A 19021-nucleotide genomic window follows, 5' to 3' on the forward strand; every position below is an offset into this window, starting at 1 on the left:
AACAAACGACTGGAACCCTGGGGACACTTGTCAAATGTGGGGGTTGGTGGGCCAGGGGAAACAGGGGGGGAAAGGAAGGCCTACACTCCTTTCCGCCCCCGCCTGCGTCGCATCCTGGGTGTCCCGGTCTTCGGAACCCTTTTCAGGACCCTTCTCGGATGTCCCGGTCAGATGTCCCGGAAGATCTCGATCTGCGCCCCGATCGAGTTCAGCCGCTCCGCCAGGTCCTCGTAGCCCCGGTTGATGACGTACACGTTGCGCAGCACCGACGTGCCCTCGGCGGCCATCATGGCCAGGAGGACGACCACGGCGGGGCGCAGGGCGGGCGGGCACATCATCTCGGCGGCGCGCCAGCGGGTGGGGCCCTCGACCAGGACGCGGTGGGGGTCCAGGAGCTGGAGGCGGCCGCCGAGGCGGTTGAGGTCGGTGAGGTAGATGGCGCGGTTGTCGTAGACCCAGTCGTGGATCAGGGTCTGGCCCTGCGCCGAGGCCGCGATGGCCGCGAAGAAGGGGACGTTGTCGATGTTCAGGCCCGGGAAGGGCATGGGGTGGATCTTGTCGATCGGCGCTTCGAGTTTGGAGGGGCGCACGGTCAGGTCCACCAGGCGGGTGCGGCCGTTGTCGGCGAAGTACTCCGGCGTGCGGTCGTTGTCCAGGCCCATCTCCTCCAGGACCGCCAGCTCGATCTCCAGGAACTCGATCGGGACCCGGCGGACCGTCAGCTCCGACTCCGTGACCACGGCGGCGGCGAGCAGGCTCATCGCCTCCACCGGGTCCTCGGAGGGGGAGTAGTCGACGTCGGCGTCGATGACCGGCATGCCGTGCACGGTGAGGGTGGTGGTGCCGATGCCTTCGACGCGGACGCCGAGGGCCTCCAGGAAGAAGCAGAGGTCCTGGACCATGTAGTTGGAGGAGGCGTTGCGGATGACGGTGACGCCGTCATGGCGGGCGGCGGCGAGGAGCGCGTTCTCGGTGACCGTGTCGCCGCGCTCGGTCAGCACGATCGGGCGGTCCGGGCGCACCTGGCGGTCCACGACCGCGTGGTAGTGGCCCTCCGTCGCGGCGACGTCCAGGCCGAAGCGGCGCAGCGCGATCATGTGCGGCTCGATGGTCCGGGTGCCGAGGTCGCAGCCGCCGGCGTAGGGCAGCCGGAAGCGGTCCATGCGGTGCAGCAGCGGGCCGAGGAACATGATGATGGAGCGGGTGCGGACGGCGGCCTCGGCGTCGATGGCCTCCATGTTCAGCTCGCTCGGCGGCACGATCTCCAGGTCGGTGCCGTCGTTGATCCAGCGGGTGCGCACGCCGATGGAGTTCAGGACCTCCAGGAGGCGGTAGACCTCCTCGATCCGGGCGACCCGGCGCAGCACCGTGCGCCCTTTGTTGAGCAGCGAGGCGCACAGCAGGGCCACGCAGGCGTTCTTGCTGGTCTTGACGTCGATGGCCCCCGAGAGGCGCCGGCCGCCGACCACGCGCAGGTGCATCGGGCCCGAGTAGCCCAGAGAGACGATTTCGCTGTCCAGCGCTTCACCGATTCGGGCGATCATCTCAAGGCTGATGTTCTGGTTGCCGCGCTCGATGCGGTTGACGGCGCTCTGACTGGTGTTGAGCGCCTCCGCAAGCTGTGACTGGGTCCAGCCGCGGTGCTGCCGGGCGTCACGGATGAGCTTGCCGATGCGTACGAGGTAGTCGTCTGCCATGAGGTTGAGGCTATCTCAGATATGAGATCGCGCCTCTCGGGGGGTCCGTCCGGGTGACGGGGTGTCAACGCCGGGCTCAGCGCCGCTTGCTGGTCGTCGTGCGACGCCATCCGAAAGGCCCGGGCAGATCCATCGATGTCGTACGGCGTCCGGTGCTGCTGCGGGTGTGGCGCGGACCGTTCTTGCCACCGGTCGTGATGGACCACGAACGCTTGTTGATGTTCAGCCGCACTCCGGGGAGGATCCGGAAGCTCTTGCGGAACGTGAGCGGCATCATGCCCCCTTCCGAGTAGTGCCGGGGGTTCCGGCGCAAGTCGGATACCCCGGTTCGGCGTAGAGATGGCCGCCGGGGTCACCCGGGTGGGGCGCACGCCACACGGCGCCCGGGCATGACCCGGCCGCCCCCATGTACTAGAGTTATCTCGACATCGAGATATCTGCCGAGGCGTACCGCGGTCGCCACCCTGGTAAGGGTTACCTAACTTAGCCTTACCTTAGCGGATTGGCCAGGGTGGCGTGGCGGCAGGATGCGGTGGTACGCGCACATAAATGAAGGAGACTGTCGTGTCGGCGAACAGCTTCGACGCCCGCAGCACGCTGCAGGTGGGCGACGAGTCGTACGAGATCTTCCGGCTGGACAAGGTCGAGGGCTCCGCGCGCCTTCCCTACAGCCTGAAGGTCCTGCTGGAGAACCTGCTCCGCACCGAGGACGGCGCGAACATCACCGTCGACCACATCCGCGCCCTCGGCGGATGGGACTCGCAGGCCCAGCCGTCCCAGGAGATCCAGTTCACGCCCGCCCGCGTGATCATGCAGGACTTCACCGGCGTGCCCTGCGTGGTCGACCTCGCCACCATGCGTGAGGCCGTCAAGGAGCTGGGCGGCGACCCGAACAAGATCAACCCGCTCTCCCCGGCCGAGATGGTCATCGACCACTCGGTCATCGCCGACAAGTTCGGCACGAACGACGCCTTCCAGCAGAACGTCGACCTGGAGTACGGCCGCAACAAGGAGCGCTACCAGTTCCTGCGCTGGGGCCAGACCGCCTTCGACGACTTCAAGGTCGTCCCCCCGGGCACCGGCATCGTCCACCAGGTGAACATCGAGCACCTGGCCCGCGTCGTCATGACCCGTGACGGCAAGGCCTACCCCGACACCCTGGTCGGCACCGACTCGCACACCACCATGGTCAACGGCCTCGGCGTCCTCGGCTGGGGCGTCGGCGGCATCGAGGCCGAGGCCGCGATGCTCGGCCAGCCGGTCTCCATGCTGATCCCGCGCGTCGTCGGCTTCAAGCTCACCGGTGAGCTGACCCCCGGCACCACAGCCACCGACCTGGTCCTCACGATCACCGAGATGCTGCGCAAGCACGGCGTCGTCGGCAAGTTCGTCGAGTTCTACGGCGAGGGCGTGGCGGCCACCAGCCTCGCCAACCGCGCCACCATCGGCAACATGTCGCCGGAGTTCGGCTCCACCGCCGCGATCTTCCCGATCGACGACGAGACGCTGAACTACATGCGCCTGACCGGCCGCTCCGACCAGCAGGTCGCCCTCGTCGAGGCGTACGCCAAGCAGCAGGGCCTCTGGCTGGACCCGAAGGCCGAGCCGGACTTCTCCGAGAAGCTGGAGCTGGACCTCTCCACGGTCGTCCCCTCCATCGCCGGCCCGAAGCGCCCGCAGGACCGCATCGTCCTCGCGAACGCCGCCGAGCAGTTCAAGCAGGACGTGCGCAACTACGTCGACAGCGTGGACGAGGCCGGCCAGGAGTCCTTCCCGGCCTCCGACGCCCCCGCCGTCACCAACGGCGTGCCGTCCAACCCGGTCCCGGTCACCGCCCCCGACGGCACGACCTACGAGCTGGACCACGGTGCGGTGACGGTCGCGGCCATCACCTCCTGCACCAACACCTCCAACCCGTACGTCATGGTCGCCGCCGCCCTGGTGGCCAAGAAGGCGGTCGAGAAGGGCCTGACCCGCAAGCCGTGGGTCAAGACCACCCTCGCCCCGGGTTCCAAGGTCGTCACCGACTACTTCGAGAAGGCGGGCCTGACCCCCTACCTCGACAAGGTCGGCTTCAACCTCGTCGGTTACGGCTGCACCACCTGCATCGGCAACTCCGGCCCGCTGCCGGACGAGGTCTCCAAGGCCGTCAACGACCACGACCTCGCCGTCACCTCGGTGCTCTCCGGCAACCGCAACTTCGAGGGCCGGATCAACCCCGACGTCAAGATGAACTACCTGGCGTCCCCGCCGCTGGTGGTCGCCTACGCCCTCGCGGGCTCCATGAAGGTGGACATCACCAAGGACGCCCTGGGCGCCGACCAGGACGGCAACCCCGTCTACCTGAAGGACATCTGGCCCTCCGAGGCCGAGGTCAACGACGTCGTCGCCAACGCCATCGGCGAGGACATGTTCTCCAAGTCCTACAGCGACGTCTTCGCGGGCGACGCCCAGTGGCAGGCGCTGTCGATCCCCACCGGCGACACCTTCGAGTGGGACGGCGAGTCCACCTACGTGCGCAAGCCCCCGTACTTCGAGGGCATGGGCATGGAGCCCGCCCCGGTCGAGGACATCTCCGGCGCCCGGGTGCTCGCCAAGCTGGGCGACTCGGTCACCACCGACCACATCTCCCCGGCCGGCGCGATCAAGGCCGACACCCCGGCCGGCAAGTACCTGACGGAGCACGGCGTCGAGCGCCGCGACTTCAACAGCTACGGCTCGCGCCGCGGCAACCACGAGATCATGATCCGCGGCACCTTCGCCAACATCCGCCTGCGCAACCAGATCGCGCCGGGCACCGAGGGCGGCTACACCCGCGACTTCACCCAGGCGGACGGGCCGGTGTCGTTCATCTACGACGCCTCCCGCAACTACATCGAGCAGGGCATCCCGCTCGTCGTCCTGGCCGGCAAGGAGTACGGCTCCGGCTCGTCCCGCGACTGGGCCGCCAAGGGCACCGCGCTCCTCGGCGTCAAGGCCGTCATCGCCGAGTCCTACGAGCGCATCCACCGCTCGAACCTCATCGGCATGGGCGTCCTGCCGCTGCAGTTCCCGGAGGGCCAGACCGCGGCCTCCCTCGGCCTGACCGGCGAGGAGTCCTTCTCCGTCTCCGGCGTCACCGAGCTGAACGACGGCACCACCCCGCGCACGGTGAAGGTCACCACCGACACCGGCGTCGAGTTCGACGCGGTCGTCCGCATCGACACCCCGGGTGAGGCGGACTACTACCGCAACGGCGGCATCCTCCAGTACGTGCTGCGCAGCCTGATCCGCAAGTAGGCGGCAGCGCACGACGACTGAGGGCCGCACCCCCGGATCACCGGGGGTGCGGCCCTCGTTCATGCCTTCATCGAAGGCGCGGGGCGCCTCAGAAGAGCAGGCGGTACGTGTTCCAGCCGCCGGCGCCGATCTTCACCGGCGAGCTGAGCGGCTTGGAGCCGTTGCCGGTGCCCTTGTACAGGTACAGGGCCCCGTTCGTGTTGCGGGCGACGAGGTCCGTGATGCCGTCGATGTCGATGTCGCCGACGGACACGATGTTGTTGTACGTGTTCCAGCCGCCACCGATGCGGGCGCGGGACGAGAACGGCGCCTTGTAGTTGCCGGTGCCCTTGTAGAGCCACAGCACGCCGGACTTGTCCTTGGCGACGATGTCGTCCTTGCCGTCACCGGTCAGGTCGCCCTTGCCGGTGATGTGGGTGTACGCGTTCCACCCGCTGCCGACCTTGTAGCGCTGGGTCAGCTTGCCGTTGCCGTAGCCGAGGTACAGCCACAGCACGCCGGAGCTGTCCCGGGCGAGCAGGTCGTCGGCGCCGGCGCCGCCGACGTTCGCCGGCGAGAAGAGCTGGTTGTAGATCTTCCAGCCGTTGCCGACGAGGGTGTGGTCCTCGGTGCCCCAGGGGGCGTAGTAGAGCTGGCCGCCGGACGTGACGTGCCAGAGGCCGTCCGAGGAGCCGTCGGCGTCGTGGTCGACCTGCGTCATGGCGCGGGCCGTCTGCCACCCGTAGCCGGACTCCCAGCGGGAGTCCAGGCCGCCCTCGCCGGTGGGGAAGTAGCTCCACAGGTCGCCGTTGCCGTCCACACCGAACAGCGGGTTGATCTGCGCGTCGCCGGGCAGCGCGGACGCGCCGAACTTCGACTTGTCCGACGTCTTCGCGTCGACGTGCTGGCGGGACGCGATCGGTCCCGGCGCGTCGGCGGCGACGGCGGTGCTCGCACCGGTCGCCACCAGGGCGGCGGTGAGCGCCGCAGCCGTGGCACGCGCCAGGGCGCGACGCGTGTTCAGGCCGGAGCTTTTGGCCACGTGGGTCCTCCATCTGGTCATGCTGAAGGGAGCGCGGACGGGTAAGTCCGCAGGTTCCCGGGGTACTTCGTGATCCTTACACATGACGTTCACGCGTCAATCAGATTTACGACGGGGGACAGGAGCGGTACAGAACAGGTACGCAAGCGCAACGATGGGCCGTACAACCTTTTGCGGGGTACGCCGGTCACCCGGCGTACCCCGCGTCGTCATCCCGCGCTCACCTTCGGCGCGTGCTCATCCTCACGCCAGCAGTTCCACCTCCGCCAGCGTGTGCTCGCCGTCCAGGACGAGCCGGTACTTCGTGTAGGTGCCCGGTGACTTCACCGAGAACGCCCGCGTCTGCCGGTCCCAGGCGAAGGACTCGCCCGTGCGCCGGTCCAGCGTCCGCCAGGTCGTGCCGTCGGCCGAGCCCTCGAGCTTCCAGCCCGTCGGGGCCTTCGTCCGGTCCGCCGGCGACGTCAGGGTGTACTGGACCGCCTCGGCGCCCTTGCCGGACACCGGCAGGTCGAGCGAGGTCACGGCCGCCTCCGTCGCCGACGTGTCGTCGAACAGGGCGCCCTCGCCCTCGACGGCGTCCGCGCGCGGGGTCGGCACCTCGTCGTCCTGGGTGATCGACGGCGGCGCGGCGTGCGCGCCGGTGCCCCACGCGGAGGGCTTCGCGCCCATGTCGAACTCCAGGACACCGCCCTTCGCGATCAGCGAGTGGGGGAGCGAAGTGGAGTTCCACCGCTTGCCGTTGACCTTGAGACCCTGCACGTAGACGTTCTTCATGCTGTTCTTCGGCGCCTTGACGACCAGCTCGCGGCCGTTCTCCAGGTGGACGGTCGCCTTGGTGAACAGCGGGGAGCCGACGGCGTACTCGCCGCTGCCCATCACCAGCGGGTAGAAGCCGAGGGCGGAGAAGAGGAACCAGGCCGACTGCTCGCCGTTGTCCTCGTCGCCGTGGTAGCCCTGGCCGATGTCGCTGCCGGTGTAGAGGCGGGAGAGCACCTCGCGGACGTTCTTCTGCGTCTTGTACGGCTGCCCGGCCGCGTCGTACATGTACAGGGCGTGGTGCGCGACCTGGTTGGAGTGCCCGTACATGCCCATCCGGACGTCCCGCGCCTCGGTCATCTCGTGGATGACCCCGCCGTAGGAGCCGACGAACTCCGGGGAGGCCGTCTCGGGCGTGGACAGGTACTCGTCGAGCTTGTCACCGAGTCCCTTGCGGCCGCCGTACAGGTTGGCCAGGCCCCGGCTGTCCTGCGGGGCGGTGAAGGCGTAGCCCCAGCCGTTGGTCTCCGTGTAGTCGTGGCCCCACACGCGCGGGTCGTACTTCTCGGAGTCCACGCGCCACTTGCCGGACGCGTCCTTGCCCTGGAAGAAGCCGGCCTTCGCGTCGAACATGTTGACGTAGTCCTGGGCGCGGTTCAGGAAGTACGCCGACTCCTCCTGGTACCGCTTCTGACCCGTCTCCTTGTAGAGCTTCTCACCCATCTTCGCGATGCCGTAGTCGTTGAGGTAGCCCTCCAGCGCCCACGAAAGGCCCTCGTGCGTCGCGGTGCTGGTGTAGCCGAGGAACGGCGAGGTCGCCATGCCCTTGCGGCCCACGCCCGAGGACGGGGGCACCGTGGTGGCGTTCTTGACGGCCGCGTCGTACGCCGCCTTCGCGTCGAAGTCGACGCCCTTGACGTACGCGTCGGCGAAGGCCACGTCCGAGGAGGTGCCGGTCATCAGGTCCGCGTAGCCGGGGGAGGACCAGCGGGAGGTCCAGCCGCCGTCCTTGTAGTGCTGCACGAAGCCGTCGACCAGCTCACCGGCCTTGGACGGGGTCAGGAAGGAGTACGCGGGCCAGGTGGTCCGGTAGGTGTCCCAGAAGCCGTTGTTGACGTAGACCTTGCCGTCGACGATCTTGGCGCCGGTCTCCGTCGGGGTGTCCTCCTTGACCGCCTTGGAGAACGGGGAGGCGTACTTGTACGTCCCGTCGACCTTCTCGTGGCCAGCGTTCGGGTACAGGTACAGCCGGTAGAGGCTGGAGTACAGCGTGGTCAGCTGGTCCTGCGTGGCGCCCTCGACCTCGACCTTGCCGAGGACCTTGTCCCACTGCTTCTGGGCGTCGCGCTTGACCCTGTCGAAGGAGGCGCGCGCCGGGAGTTCCTGGCGCAGGTTGTCCTTCGCCTGCTCGACGCTGATCAGCGAGGTGGCGATGCGCAGCGTCACGGTGCGGTCCCGGCCCGCGTCGAAGCGCAGGTGGCCCTTGACGCCGCTGGAGTCGCCGCCGGTGACCTTGCTGTCGAACTCGCCGTGGACGAAGAGGCGGGTGGCGCCCGTGGACAGCCCCGACTTGACGTCCGAGTAGCCGCTGAAGGTGCCGTTCTCCTTGTCCAGGGTCAGGCCGGCCTGGTCGTTGACGTTGTCGAAGATCACGCTCGCGTCGTCACCGGGGTAGGTGAAGCGCATCATCGCGGCGTGGTCGGTCGGCGCCATCTCGGCCTTCAGGCCGTTCTCGAACCGCACCCCGTAGTAGTACGGCCGGGCGGTCTCGTTCTCGTGCCGGAAGGCCAGCTCGCGGGCGTCGCGGCCGGTGTCCGGGGTGCCGGAGGCCGCGGACGGCATCACCTGGAAGGTCTGCCGGTCGCCCATCCAGGGGCTCGGCTCGTGGCTCGCGCCGAACGCCTGGAGGGTCGGCAGGTTGTCCGCGTTGTTGCCGCGCGCGTAGTCGTACAGCCAGCTCAGGGAACCGGCGTTGGTCACCGGCGTCCAGAAGTTGAAGCCGTGCGGTACGGCGGTCGCCGGGATGTTGTTGCCGCGCGAGAAGCCGCCGGTGGAGTTGGTGCCGCGGGTGGTCAGCGCGTAGTCCGACAGGTGGGCCTTCGGCCGCTCGGGCTCGGCCCGCTCGATGGCCACGTCGTCCAGCCAGCCCCGGAACTTCGCCGGGCCCTTGGGGGAGTCGTACGCCACCAGGATGCGGTCGACGGTTTTGCCGGCCGCGACCGACCCGATCCCCGACTTCACGCTGTTCCACTGGTTGACGTAGAGGATCTTGGCGTCGCCCTGACCGCGCGGCGTCAGCGGGAACCCGTGCTGGTCGGTGGCTTTGAGGTCGCTCAGGTGGGTGCCGTCGGTGAAGGCGAGGTCGACGGAGACGTTCGTGGCGTCGTAGTCGAGGTCGCCGTCGGCCATCGACGGGAAGATCTTGTACGACAGCTCCGTGCGGCGGTCGACCTTCACGTCGACGTCGAAGACCTTGTTGTACGAGTAGGCCCGGCCGTCCGCGGTGTGCCGGCCCGCGTACCGCAGCGCGTGCCTGCCGGTGAACCCGGCGCCCGCCTTCGCCGTCGGCGAGCCGCTCGGGCCGCGGTCGACGAGGGAGAGCATGTCCTCGGGGGTCGGCGTCTCGGTGGCGGCGGTGGCCAGGTGCACGTCGGCGAGCTGGAGCGCGTCGCCCGCCCCGTTGTTCTTCGTGATCTCCAGCCGGAAGTGCCGGTACTCGGCAGCCTCGGCCAGGTCGTACGTCTTCGTCTGGAACCGCTCGTCGAAGGACTCCCCGGAACGGGTGTCCAGCGTCCGCCAGTCGGCGCCGTCCGCCGAGCCCTTGAGGGTCCAGTCGGCAGGGTCGCGCTCGGCGTGGTCGTTGGCGGAGGTGAGCGCGTATTTCGCGATCTTCGCCGGTTCGTCCAGGTCGAACTCGATCCAGCCGGTCTTCTCGAAGGTCAGCCACTTGGTGGTCGGTTCACCGTCGACGAGGTTCTCCTTGACCTCGCCGCCGCCCGCGTTCTCCGCGTTGGCCCGCACCTCGGTGACGTGGTCGGTGACGCTGCCCGGTATGCCGGTGCTGAATCCGCCGTCGACGCCCGAGGCCCGCTTCTTGCCGTCCCGGCCCGTGTCCACGGTGTTGAGCCAGTCCGGAGCCGGATCGTCCGCCTCGAACGAGGAGCTGAACTCCCGGTCGGCCTTGGCGGGTGCCCCGGGCAGCGCGACCGCCGCCCCCTGCGAACCCACCGCCACGGCGAAGGCGGTCGTCATCACGACCGCCGGACCCCATCTGTGCCGAACTCTGTACTGCATGCCCTGGCCACCCTCCCTGCGCTGGGGACAACGTTGTCAACTCAACTGCGCAAGGACCAGTAGGGGTCAAGTGGCAAGTGATGTCAAGGGTGTTGCTTGTGGCGTTCGAGGCTTATGGAAGGGATTCTTCCGGCAAGTGAGACACAGGCCGTTCATATTTCCGGGAGGTCTCAACTCGGAAAAGACGTACCGCCAACCTTGCATTCGATCTTGCTCAGCCGACGGAAAGTGGACTATACCTGTCGCCCATCGGGGGGATCCGGGGGAATCGCGAAGAGGACCCGCCAGAGCGCCCGAACAGCAGTGTCCGTACGCGGTGTGCGTACAGCAGTACCCGCATTTCCTGCACGACCCAGCGTGACCCGATCGCGGTGCCGGGGAGGATCCGGTTCACCGCCTGAGTCCTGGAGAAGGCGAGGACTTGAGCATGGGATCCACTTCCGCCGAGAACGACGGCAAGGGCGTCGGCCGCCGCGATCTGATCAAGCGTTCCGCGGCGCTCGGCCTGATCTCCGTACCGACCATGAGTTTCCTCTCCGCCTGCGCGAGCGGCGGCGGGGACGACCAGGAGAAGGCGGAGGCGGGCAAGAAGTCCGCGGAGAACCCGCTGGCGGTCAACGAGAGCGCCAAGATGGACTTCGTCCTCTTCGACGGGGGCTTCGGCAAGGAGTACGCCGAGGACGCCGTGAAGCTGTACGAGAAGGCCTTCCCGGAGGCCACGGTGAAGTTCTCCGCCACCCAGAAGATCCAGTCCACCCTCCAGCCGCGCTTCAACGGCGGCAACCCGCCCGACCTCGTCGACAACTCCGGTGCCGAGCAGATGGACATGGGCGTCCTGGTCGGCAAGAAGCAGCTCACCGACCTCACCCCGCTGCTGGACGCCCCGTCCTACGACGACCCGAACAAGAAGGTCCGCGACACCCTGCGGCCGGGCATCGTCGAGATGGGCCAGTTCGACGGGGACCCGGTCTGGATCCTGTACTACGCCTACACGGTCTACGGGAACTGGTACTCCAAGAAGGCGCTGGACTCGCTGGACGCGGAGTACCCCCAGACCTGGGACGAGATGCTCGCGGTCTGCGCGAAGGCCAAGAAGAAGGGCATGGCCGGCTGGACGTACGCGGGCAAGTACCCGTACTACATCCCCTTCTCGATGTCCCCGATGATCGCCAAGGTCGGCGGCGTCGAGGTGCTCGACGCCATCGACAACCTGGAGCCGAACGCCTGGAAGCACCCGGCGGTCAAGACGGTCTTCGAGGCCTGGTACGAGCTGTACAAGAAGGGCTACGTCCTCAAGGGCACCCCGGGCCTGGACCACATCCAGTCGCAGACCGCCTGGGCCAAGGGCGACGCCCTGTTCCTGCCCAACGGCTCCTGGGTGGAGAACGAGTCGGCCAACGTCATCCCCGCCGACTTCGACCTCGCCGTCTCGGCCCCGCCCGGCATCGACGGCAGCGACAAGATGCCCTTCGGCACCATCTGGGCCTCCGGCGGTGAGCCCTTCATCGTCCCGGCCAAGGCGGCCAACGGCGCCGGCGGCATGGAGCAGCTGCGCATCATGCTCAGCGAGGCGTCCTCGAAGAACTTCACCAGCAAGGTGAAGTCGCTGAGCGCCTACAACGGCGGCACCGACGGCATCGAGCTGACCCCTGGCCTCAAGGCCGGTGTCGCGGCGCTGGAGCTGGCCGGCGACAACGTGGTGAACCCGCGCATGCAGGACTGGTACGTGCAGCTCCAGAAGGAGAAGATCGGCGTCTCCTGTCTGGGCGAGATGATGGCCGGCCGGCTCACCCCGGCCGAGACGATCAAGAAGATCCAGGGCTTCGCCGACGAGGCCGCCAAGGACTCGTCGATCAAGCACTACAAGCACCAGTGAGGACGTGCCGCCAGGGCCCCTCCCGCGCTCCCGCGCCGGACGGGCCCTGGCGGCGCCACCCGCGCGCAGATCGGGGTCATCAGCAATGCAGCACGGCAAGTACCGGTTCATCGTGGGGTTCCTGGCGGTTCCCCTGGGACTGTACGCGCTCTTCGTCGTCTGGCCGTTCATCCAGTCCATCTACTACTCGTTCACGGACTGGACGGGACTGAGTCCCGAGTTCGAGATGGTCGGCTTCGACAACTACTCGCGGATGCTCGACGACGACATCTTCTGGAAGTCGCTCTGGCACAGCGTCCTGTTCGCCCTGCTGGTGCCGCTGGTGACGCTCGGCCTGGCGCTCTTCTTCTCGTTCATGATCAACGTGGGCGGCCGGAAGCGGAAGGGCGGCCCGGTGATCACCGGGGTCCGGGGCTCCGGCTTCTACAAGATCGTCTACTTCTTCCCGCAGGTGCTCTCCATCGCGATCGTCGCCCTGCTGTTCCAGTTCGCGTACAACCCGGACAGCGGCGCGGTCAACTCCCTGCTGCGCGGGCTGGGCCTGGACTCCGTGCAGCCGCTGTGGCTCGGCGACCCGAACCTCGCGCTGTGGTGCGTGATGGCGGTGCTCGTCTGGTCGACGGTCGGCTTCTTCGTGGTCCTCTTCTCCGCGGGCATGGCCTCCATCCCGGCGGAGCTGTACGAGGCTGCGCTGCTGGACGGGGCGACCCGCGTCACGACCTTCTTCAAGGTCACCCTGCCGCTGCTGTGGGACACCGTGCAGTCCGGCTGGGTCTACATGGGCATCCTCGCGCTGGGCGCCGAGTCGTTCGCCGTCGTGCAGATCATGACGGTCGGCCCCGGCGGACCCGACTACTCGACCTCCGTGATGGTCCTGTACGTGTACCAGAAGGCGTTCCGGGACGGTCAGGCCGCCTACGCCACCACGATCGGCGTCGCCCTGCTCCTCGTCACGCTGGCCTTCGCGGCCCTCGTGATGAAGCTGGGCCGGCGCGAGCGGCTGGAGTACTGATCAGATGAAGACGACCGAGACCCCCGCCCCCGTGCCGGCCGAGTCCGGCACGCCCGTCCTGAAGACCGAGGCCGCACCCGGCGGGCTCAAGAAGGGGAAGAAGGAGGGCACCACCCTCAACGTCTTCTCCCACGGCGTCCTCGTGATCTGGGCGATCATGGTCGGCATGCCGCTGGTGTGGGCGGTGATGACCTCCTTCAAGGACGACGCCTCCATCTTCGGCTCACCCTGGTCGCTGCCGGACAAGCTGAACTTCGACAACTGGTCGCGGGCCTGGTCCCAGGCGCACATGAGCGACTACTTCCTCAATACCGTCCTGGTGGTGGGCGGTTCGCTCATCGGCACGCTGGTGCTCGGCTCGATGGCCGCCTATGTGCTCGCCCGGTTCGAATTCCCGGGCAACCGCTTCATCTATTACTTGTTCGTCGGCGGCATGAGTTTCCCGATCATGCTGGCGCTGGTCCCGTTGTTCTACGTGGTGGACAACATGGGGCTGCTGAACACCATTCACGGGCTGATCCTCGTCTACATCGCCTATTCGCTGCCCTTCACGGTGTTCTTCCTGACCGCTTTCTTCCGGACCCTGCCGAGTTCGGTGGCGGAGGCCGCGTTCGTGGACGGGGCCTCGCACACCCGGACGTTCTTCCAGGTCATGCTGCCGATGGCCAAGCCGGGCCTGATCAGTGTGGGCATCTTCAACTTCCTGGGGCAGTGGAACCAGTACATGCTGCCGACCGTGCTGAACACGGACCCGGACAAGCACGTCCTGACCCAGGGCCTGGTGCAGCTGGCGGTGAGCCAGGGCTACAAGGGTGACTGGTCGGGCCTGTTCGCCGGCCTGGTGATGGCGATGCTGCCGGTGCTGGCGGCGTACATCATCTTCCAGCGCCAGGTGGTGCAGGGCCTGACGGCGGGCGCCCTGAAGTAGCGCCCCCGCCCTCGCGCGCGTGCCGCTCCCGGAGTCCCGGGGGCGGCACGCACACGTGTGTGCCCCGGTGTACCGGGCACCCGGATGCGGTTCAACCTCTTGACGGGAGGCGACCCGAACGGCTCAGCTTAGAGTTCACTAGTTGGACATGGACGGGGCCTCATAGAAGCGGCCCCGCGCGCAGGAGGTCGTCGTGGAGACTCCCGGGTCGCAGTCGTCGCTGCACCGAGCCAACCTGGAACGGGTCGTACGGGCAGTACGGCTCGCCGGGTCGCTCACGCAGGCGGAGATCGCGAGGACGACGGGCCTGTCCGCGGCGACCGTCTCGAACATCGTCCGGGAGCTGAAGGACGGTGGGACGGTCGAGGTCACCCCCACCTCGGCGGGCGGCCGCCGGGCCCGCAGCGTCTCGCTGAGCGGGGACGCCGGCATCGTCATCGGCGTGGACTTCGGGCACACCCACCTGCGCGTCGCGGTGGGGAACCTGGCCCACCAGGTGCTCGCCGAGGAGTCCGAGCCGCTGGACGTCGACGCGTCCGCCGCACAGGGCTTCGACCGGGCGGAACAGCTGGTCAACCGGCTGATCGCGGCCACCGGCATCGACCCCTCCAAGGTTGCCGGCGTGGGGCTCGGCGTGCCCGGTCCGATCGACGTGGAGTCGGGGACGCTGGGCTCGACCGCCATCCTGCCCGGCTGGGGCGGCACCAAGCCCGCCGAGGAGCTGCGGGGGCGGCTCGGCGTGCCGGTGCACGTGGACAACGACGCCAACCTCGGGGCGCTGGGCGAGCTGGTCTGGGGCAGCGGCAGGGGCGTGCGGGACCTGGCGTACATCAAGGTCGCCAGCGGTGTCGGCGCGGGCCTGGTGATCGACGGCAAGATCTACCGCGGGCCCGGCGGCACCGCGGGCGAGATCGGGCACATCACCCTGGACGAGTCCGGCCCCGTCTGCCGCTGCGGCAACCGCGGCTGCCTGGAGACCTTCGCGGCCGCGCGCTACGTGCTGCCGCTCCTCCAGCCGAGCCACGGCACCGATCTGACCATGGAGGGCGTCGTGCGGCTGGCCCGGGACGGCGACCCGGGCTGCCGGCGGGTCATCGCCGACGTGGGCCGCCACATCGGCAGCGGAGTCGCCAACCTCTGCAACCTGCTCAACCCGAGCCGGGTCGTCCTCGGCGGCGACCTCGCGGAGGCCGGTGAGCTGGTTCTGGGGCCCATCAGGGAGTCCGTGAGCCGCTACGCGATCCCCAGCGCGGCGCGCCAACTCTCGGTGCTCCCAGGGGCCCTGGGGGGCCGCGCCGAGGTGCTGGGGGCGCTCGCCCTCGCCCTCAGTGAAATGGGCGATTCGACCCTTTTGGACGGAAGTGCGACCGGCGCTCTGTCCGCCGCCACCCCTGCCTTCACTTAGAGCACGGATGGCACCGTTGTCATCTCGTTAAGGATTTACTTCTTGACGTCGCACGTGTGGCCGAGTTGACTTCCAGCCACCTCGGCCGCAACGACGCGGCCTCGTCAGGGAGGTTTCTGAAGTGAACACGCGTATGCGTCGTGCCGCCGTCGTCGTTGCCGCCACCACCATGGCCGTCTCGCTCGCCGCCTGCGGCAGCGCCAAGGAGTCCGGCGACAAGAGCGACTCGTCGGACTCGGCCGCCAAGAAGGGCGACGACATCAAGGTCGGGCTGCTCCTTCCGGAGAACCAGACCGCGCGCTACGAGAAGTTCGACAAGCCCTTGATCGAGAAGAAGGTCAAGGAGCTCACGAACAACAAGGGCGAGGTCGTCTACGCCAACGCCAAGCAGGACGCCACGCTCCAGTCGCAGCAGGTCGACACGATGGTGACCAACAAGGTCGACGTGCTGGTCGTGGACGCGGTGGACTCCAAGGCCATCGCCGGCTCGATCAAGAAGGCCAAGGACGCGGGCATCCCGGTCGTCGCCTACGACCGCCTCGCCGAGGGTCCGATCGACGCCTACACCTCGTTCGACAACGTTACGGTCGGCAAGACCCAGGGCGAGGCCCTCCTGGAGGCGCTCGGCGACAAGGCCGAGGGCGGCCAGATCGTCATGATGAACGGTTCCTCCACCGACCCGAACGCCGCCCAGTTCAAGGAGGGCGCCCACTCCGTCCTCGACGGCAAGGTGAAGGTCGGCCGCGAGTACGACACCAAGGAGTGGAAGCCGGAGAACGCCAACGCCAACATGGAGGGCGCCATCTCCGCCCTCGGCAAGGACAAGATCGTCGGCGTCTACTCCGCCAACGACGGCATGGCGGGCGGCATCATCACCGCCCTGAAGGCCGCCGGCATCTCGGACATCCCGGTCACCGGCCAGGACGCCGAACTCGCGGGCGTGCAGCGCATCGTCACCGGCGAGCAGTACATGAGCGTCTACAAGTCCTACCCGCAGGAGGCCGAGGTCGCCGGCGAGATGGCCGTCGCCCTCGCCAAGGGCGAGTCGCTCGACTCCATCGCCAAGGACAAGGCCGACAGCGCCACCACCAAGGGCATCCCGACGGTCCTCGTCCCGGTCGTCTCGCTGACCAAGGACAACATCAAGGACACCGTCGTCAAGGAAGGCTTCTACACGATCGACGAGATCTGTGGCGGCAAGTACAAGGCGGCCTGCGACAAGATCGGCCTCAAGTAAGCAGCCACGCCCCCCGTACCGCCTGAGCGCGTACGGGACCGGCTGCACGCGGCTTCCTCCGGCGCCCCGCACTCACAGCCCCGCAAGCTACGCGGGGCGCCGGACGGAACACCCCCGCGGGCACTCCCCGCACCCCCACCCAGTTTTCTGTACAACCTCCCGCCGGGTCAGGCGGCGAAGGAGATGGTTCACGTGTCCGCTACGCCCGTGCTGGCGTTGCGCGGGGTCTCCAAGCGATTCGGTGCCGTCCAGGCGCTCACCGACGTAGAGCTTGAGGTCCACGCCGGTGAGGTGGTCGCCCTGGTGGGCGACAACGGAGCCGGAAAGTCCACGCTGGTCAAGACGATCGCCGGCGTGCACCCCATCGATGAAGGCGCCATCGAGTGGGACGGCAAGGCCGTCAGCATCAACAAGCCGCACGACGCCCAGAACCTGGGCATCGCGACCGTCTACCAGGACCTCGCGCTGTGCGACAACATCGACGTCGTCGGCAACCTCTACCTGGGCCGGGAGATCCGCAAGCGCGGCGTCCTGGACGAGGTGGAGATGGAGCGCCGCTCCCGCGAGCTGCTGGACACGCTGTCCATCCGCATCCCCAGCGTCCGCATCCCGATCGCCTCGCTCTCCGGCGGTCAGCGCCAGGTCGTGGCGATCGCCCGCTCCATGCTCGGTGAGCCCAAGCTGGTCATCCTCGACGAGCCCACCGCCGCCCTCGGCGTCGAGCAGACCGCCCAGGTCCTCGACCTCGTCGAGCGGCTGCGCGAACGCGGGCACGCCGTCATCCTCATCAGCCACAACATGGCCGATGTCAAGGCGGTCGCCGACAAGGTCGCCGTCCTGCGCCTCGGGCGCAACAACGGCGTCTTCGAGGTCAAGTCGACCTCGCAGGAGGAGATCATCTCCGCCATCACGGGCGCCACGGAGAACGCCGTGACCCGTCGTGCGGCGCGCACCACTGGGGAGATCAAGAAGTGAGCATCGACAAGACCTCCACCCCCGCCGCGGACAGCGCGGCGGCGAACCCGGAAGCCGCTCCCGCGGCCGTCGCCGCCGTCGACCCGCGGCTGCTGGTGCGCGAGCAGGGCTTCGCGGGCTACCTGGGCGAGTTCAAGCGGAAGATGAAGGCCGGTGACCTCGGCTCCCTCCCGGTCGTCGTCGGCCTGCTGGTCATCTGGGCCATCTTCACCAGCCTGAACTCCAACTTCCTCACCGCCGGCAACTTCACCGACATGTCGGTGGCCATGGTCGGCACCGGCATGATCGCCGTCGGCATCGTCTTCGTGCTGCTGCTCGGCGAGATCGACCTGTCGGTCGGCTCGGTCAGCGGTGTCGCGGGCGCCACCTTCGCGGTGCTCAGCGTCACGCACGGGATGAACGAGATACTGGCCATGGTGCTGGCCATCCTCACGGGCACCGTGGCCGGCGCCATCCACGGCTTCTTCTTCGCGAAGATCGGCGTCCCGGCCTTCGCCGTGACCCTGGCCGGCCTGCTGTTCTGGCAGGGCTTCATGCTCCAGGTCCTCGGCAGCAACGGCACGATCAACCTGGACTCCGAGGGCGTCGTCGCCAAGCTGACCAGCTACTACTTCAGCGACGTGGCCGCGGCGTACGGTCTGGCGGTCGTCGTGACCGCGGGGTACTTCCTCGCCGCGTACTTCGACAACCGCCGGCGCGAGGCCGCCGGGGTGCCGTCCCGGCCGCTGAACGAGATCATCGTGCGCACGGTGCTGCTCGCCGTGCTGGCCTTCGCCGTGGCGATCGTCTTCAACCAGTACAAGGGCCTGCCGCTGGCCGTGGTGATCTTCCTCGCGTTCCTGCTGCTCACGGACTTCGTCCTGCGCCGCACCGCCTACGGCCGCAAGGTCTACGCGCTCGGCGGCAGCGTCGAGGCGTCCCGCCGGGCCGGCATCAACGTGGACCTGGTCCGCATCTCGGTCTTCGCGATCGCCGGCACCTTCGCCGCGATCGGCGGCCTCTTCGTGGCCTCGAAGATCGCCTCCGCCAACCAGGGCGCGGGCACCGGTGAGTTCCTGATGAACGTCATCGCCGCGGCCGTCATCGGCGGCACGTCCCTCTTCGGCGGCCGCGGCCGCACCTGGGACGCGCTGCTCGGCGTCATGGTGATCATCTCGATCCAGTACGGCCTCGCCCTGGAGGGCATCGCCTCGCCGGTCCAGTACATGATCACCGGTGGCGTGCTGCTGGCGACCGTCGTCATCGACGCGGTCACCCGCAAGACGCAGAAGACGGCCGGCCGCGCCTAGGCGCCGCCGCGCCCGTCACCGCTCCACCACCGCCCGTCCGGGTCCAGCACCCGGGCGGGCGGTTCGCCGTCCGCCCGTCCGGGGACCCGTGCGCGGGCGGACGCCCGGGGCATCCGCGGGGCGGCCGCCCGGGGAAGTCGTAGAACGGACCACCGATGGGTAAGGCCGAACGCGTGACGTACGACGCACCGCCCGGACACGTTCCGCCACGGCGGAACATTAGACTCGACAAGCCCGGCAACAGCTCTACTG

12 protein-coding genes are annotated in these 19021 nt (G+C 68.3%); 8 read left to right on the forward strand and 4 right to left on the reverse strand.

All coding sequences use genetic code 11. The features are described from left to right. Nucleotides 1-167 precede the first annotated feature (167 nt). Nucleotides 168-1697, reverse strand: a complete 1530-nt coding sequence (locus tag AC07FV_RS09335) for a helix-turn-helix domain-containing protein (protein ID WP_053138723.1) — start codon at nucleotides 1695-1697, stop codon at nucleotides 168-170. Between the two features lie 76 nt (nucleotides 1698-1773). After that, entirely contained in the window at nucleotides 1774-1971 is a 198-nt protein-coding gene (locus AC07FV_RS09340) for a DUF4236 domain-containing protein (RefSeq protein WP_079030465.1), read from the reverse strand. A 290-nt stretch (nucleotides 1972-2261) separates the two neighbouring features. Here AC07FV_RS09340 and acnA point away from each other — a divergent pair, with 290 nt between their 5' ends. Next, complete coding sequence (acnA, locus tag AC07FV_RS09345) at nucleotides 2262-4976, forward strand: aconitate hydratase AcnA (RefSeq protein ID WP_479085873.1); 2715 nt, start codon at nucleotides 2262-2264, stop codon at nucleotides 4974-4976. 88 nt (nucleotides 4977-5064) lie between these two features. Here acnA and AC07FV_RS09350 read toward each other — a convergent pair whose 3' ends face one another. Both AC07FV_RS09350 and AC07FV_RS09355 read right to left on the reverse strand, forming a co-directional pair. Continuing rightward, nucleotides 5065-5997 (reverse strand): FG-GAP repeat domain-containing protein, encoded by a 933-nt coding sequence (locus AC07FV_RS09350; RefSeq protein ID WP_479085874.1) that lies wholly within the window; start codon nucleotides 5995-5997, stop codon nucleotides 5065-5067. 243 nt (nucleotides 5998-6240) lie between these two features. Continuing rightward, nucleotides 6241-10047 carry a GH92 family glycosyl hydrolase gene (locus AC07FV_RS09355; protein WP_479085875.1) on the reverse strand — a complete coding sequence of 1269 codons (3807 nt, stop codon included), beginning with the start codon at nucleotides 10045-10047 and terminating at the stop codon, nucleotides 6241-6243. Nucleotides 10048-10474: 427 nt separating this feature from the next. Between AC07FV_RS09355 and ngcE the strand changes: the two genes are divergently transcribed. From ngcE to AC07FV_RS09390, 7 genes are all read left to right on the forward strand, one after another. Continuing rightward, nucleotides 10475-11923, forward strand: a complete 1449-nt coding sequence (gene ngcE / locus AC07FV_RS09360; protein WP_479085876.1) for an N-acetylglucosamine/diacetylchitobiose ABC transporter substrate-binding protein — start codon at nucleotides 10475-10477, stop codon at nucleotides 11921-11923. Nucleotides 11924-12008: 85 nt separating this feature from the next. After that, on the forward strand, nucleotides 12009-12935 hold the full coding sequence (locus AC07FV_RS09365) for a carbohydrate ABC transporter permease (RefSeq protein WP_479085878.1): 927 nt from the start codon (nucleotides 12009-12011) through the stop codon (nucleotides 12933-12935). A gap of 4 nt (nucleotides 12936-12939) precedes the next feature. Beyond that, a complete protein-coding gene (locus AC07FV_RS09370) occupies nucleotides 12940-13863 on the forward strand; it encodes a carbohydrate ABC transporter permease (RefSeq protein ID WP_479085880.1) in 924 nt (307 codons plus the stop codon). A gap of 193 nt (nucleotides 13864-14056) precedes the next feature. Further along, nucleotides 14057-15268: an ROK family transcriptional regulator gene (locus AC07FV_RS09375; protein ID WP_479085881.1), complete on the forward strand. Its 1212-nt coding sequence runs from the start codon at nucleotides 14057-14059 to the stop codon at nucleotides 15266-15268. 133 nt (nucleotides 15269-15401) lie between these two features. Beyond that, nucleotides 15402-16505: a substrate-binding domain-containing protein gene (locus AC07FV_RS09380; RefSeq protein ID WP_479086632.1), complete on the forward strand. Its 1104-nt coding sequence runs from the start codon at nucleotides 15402-15404 to the stop codon at nucleotides 16503-16505. Nucleotides 16506-16688: 183 nt separating this feature from the next. After that, on the forward strand, nucleotides 16689-17480 hold the full coding sequence (locus AC07FV_RS09385; protein ID WP_383638799.1) for an ATP-binding cassette domain-containing protein: 792 nt from the start codon (nucleotides 16689-16691) through the stop codon (nucleotides 17478-17480). Continuing rightward, nucleotides 17477-18769, forward strand: a complete 1293-nt coding sequence (locus AC07FV_RS09390) for a sugar ABC transporter permease (protein WP_383638802.1) — start codon at nucleotides 17477-17479, stop codon at nucleotides 18767-18769. Before AC07FV_RS09385 ends, AC07FV_RS09390 begins: the two co-directional genes overlap by 4 nt. Nucleotides 18770-19021 lie beyond the last annotated feature (252 nt).

This window comes from Streptomyces sp. NPDC045956 (genome assembly GCF_056430705.1).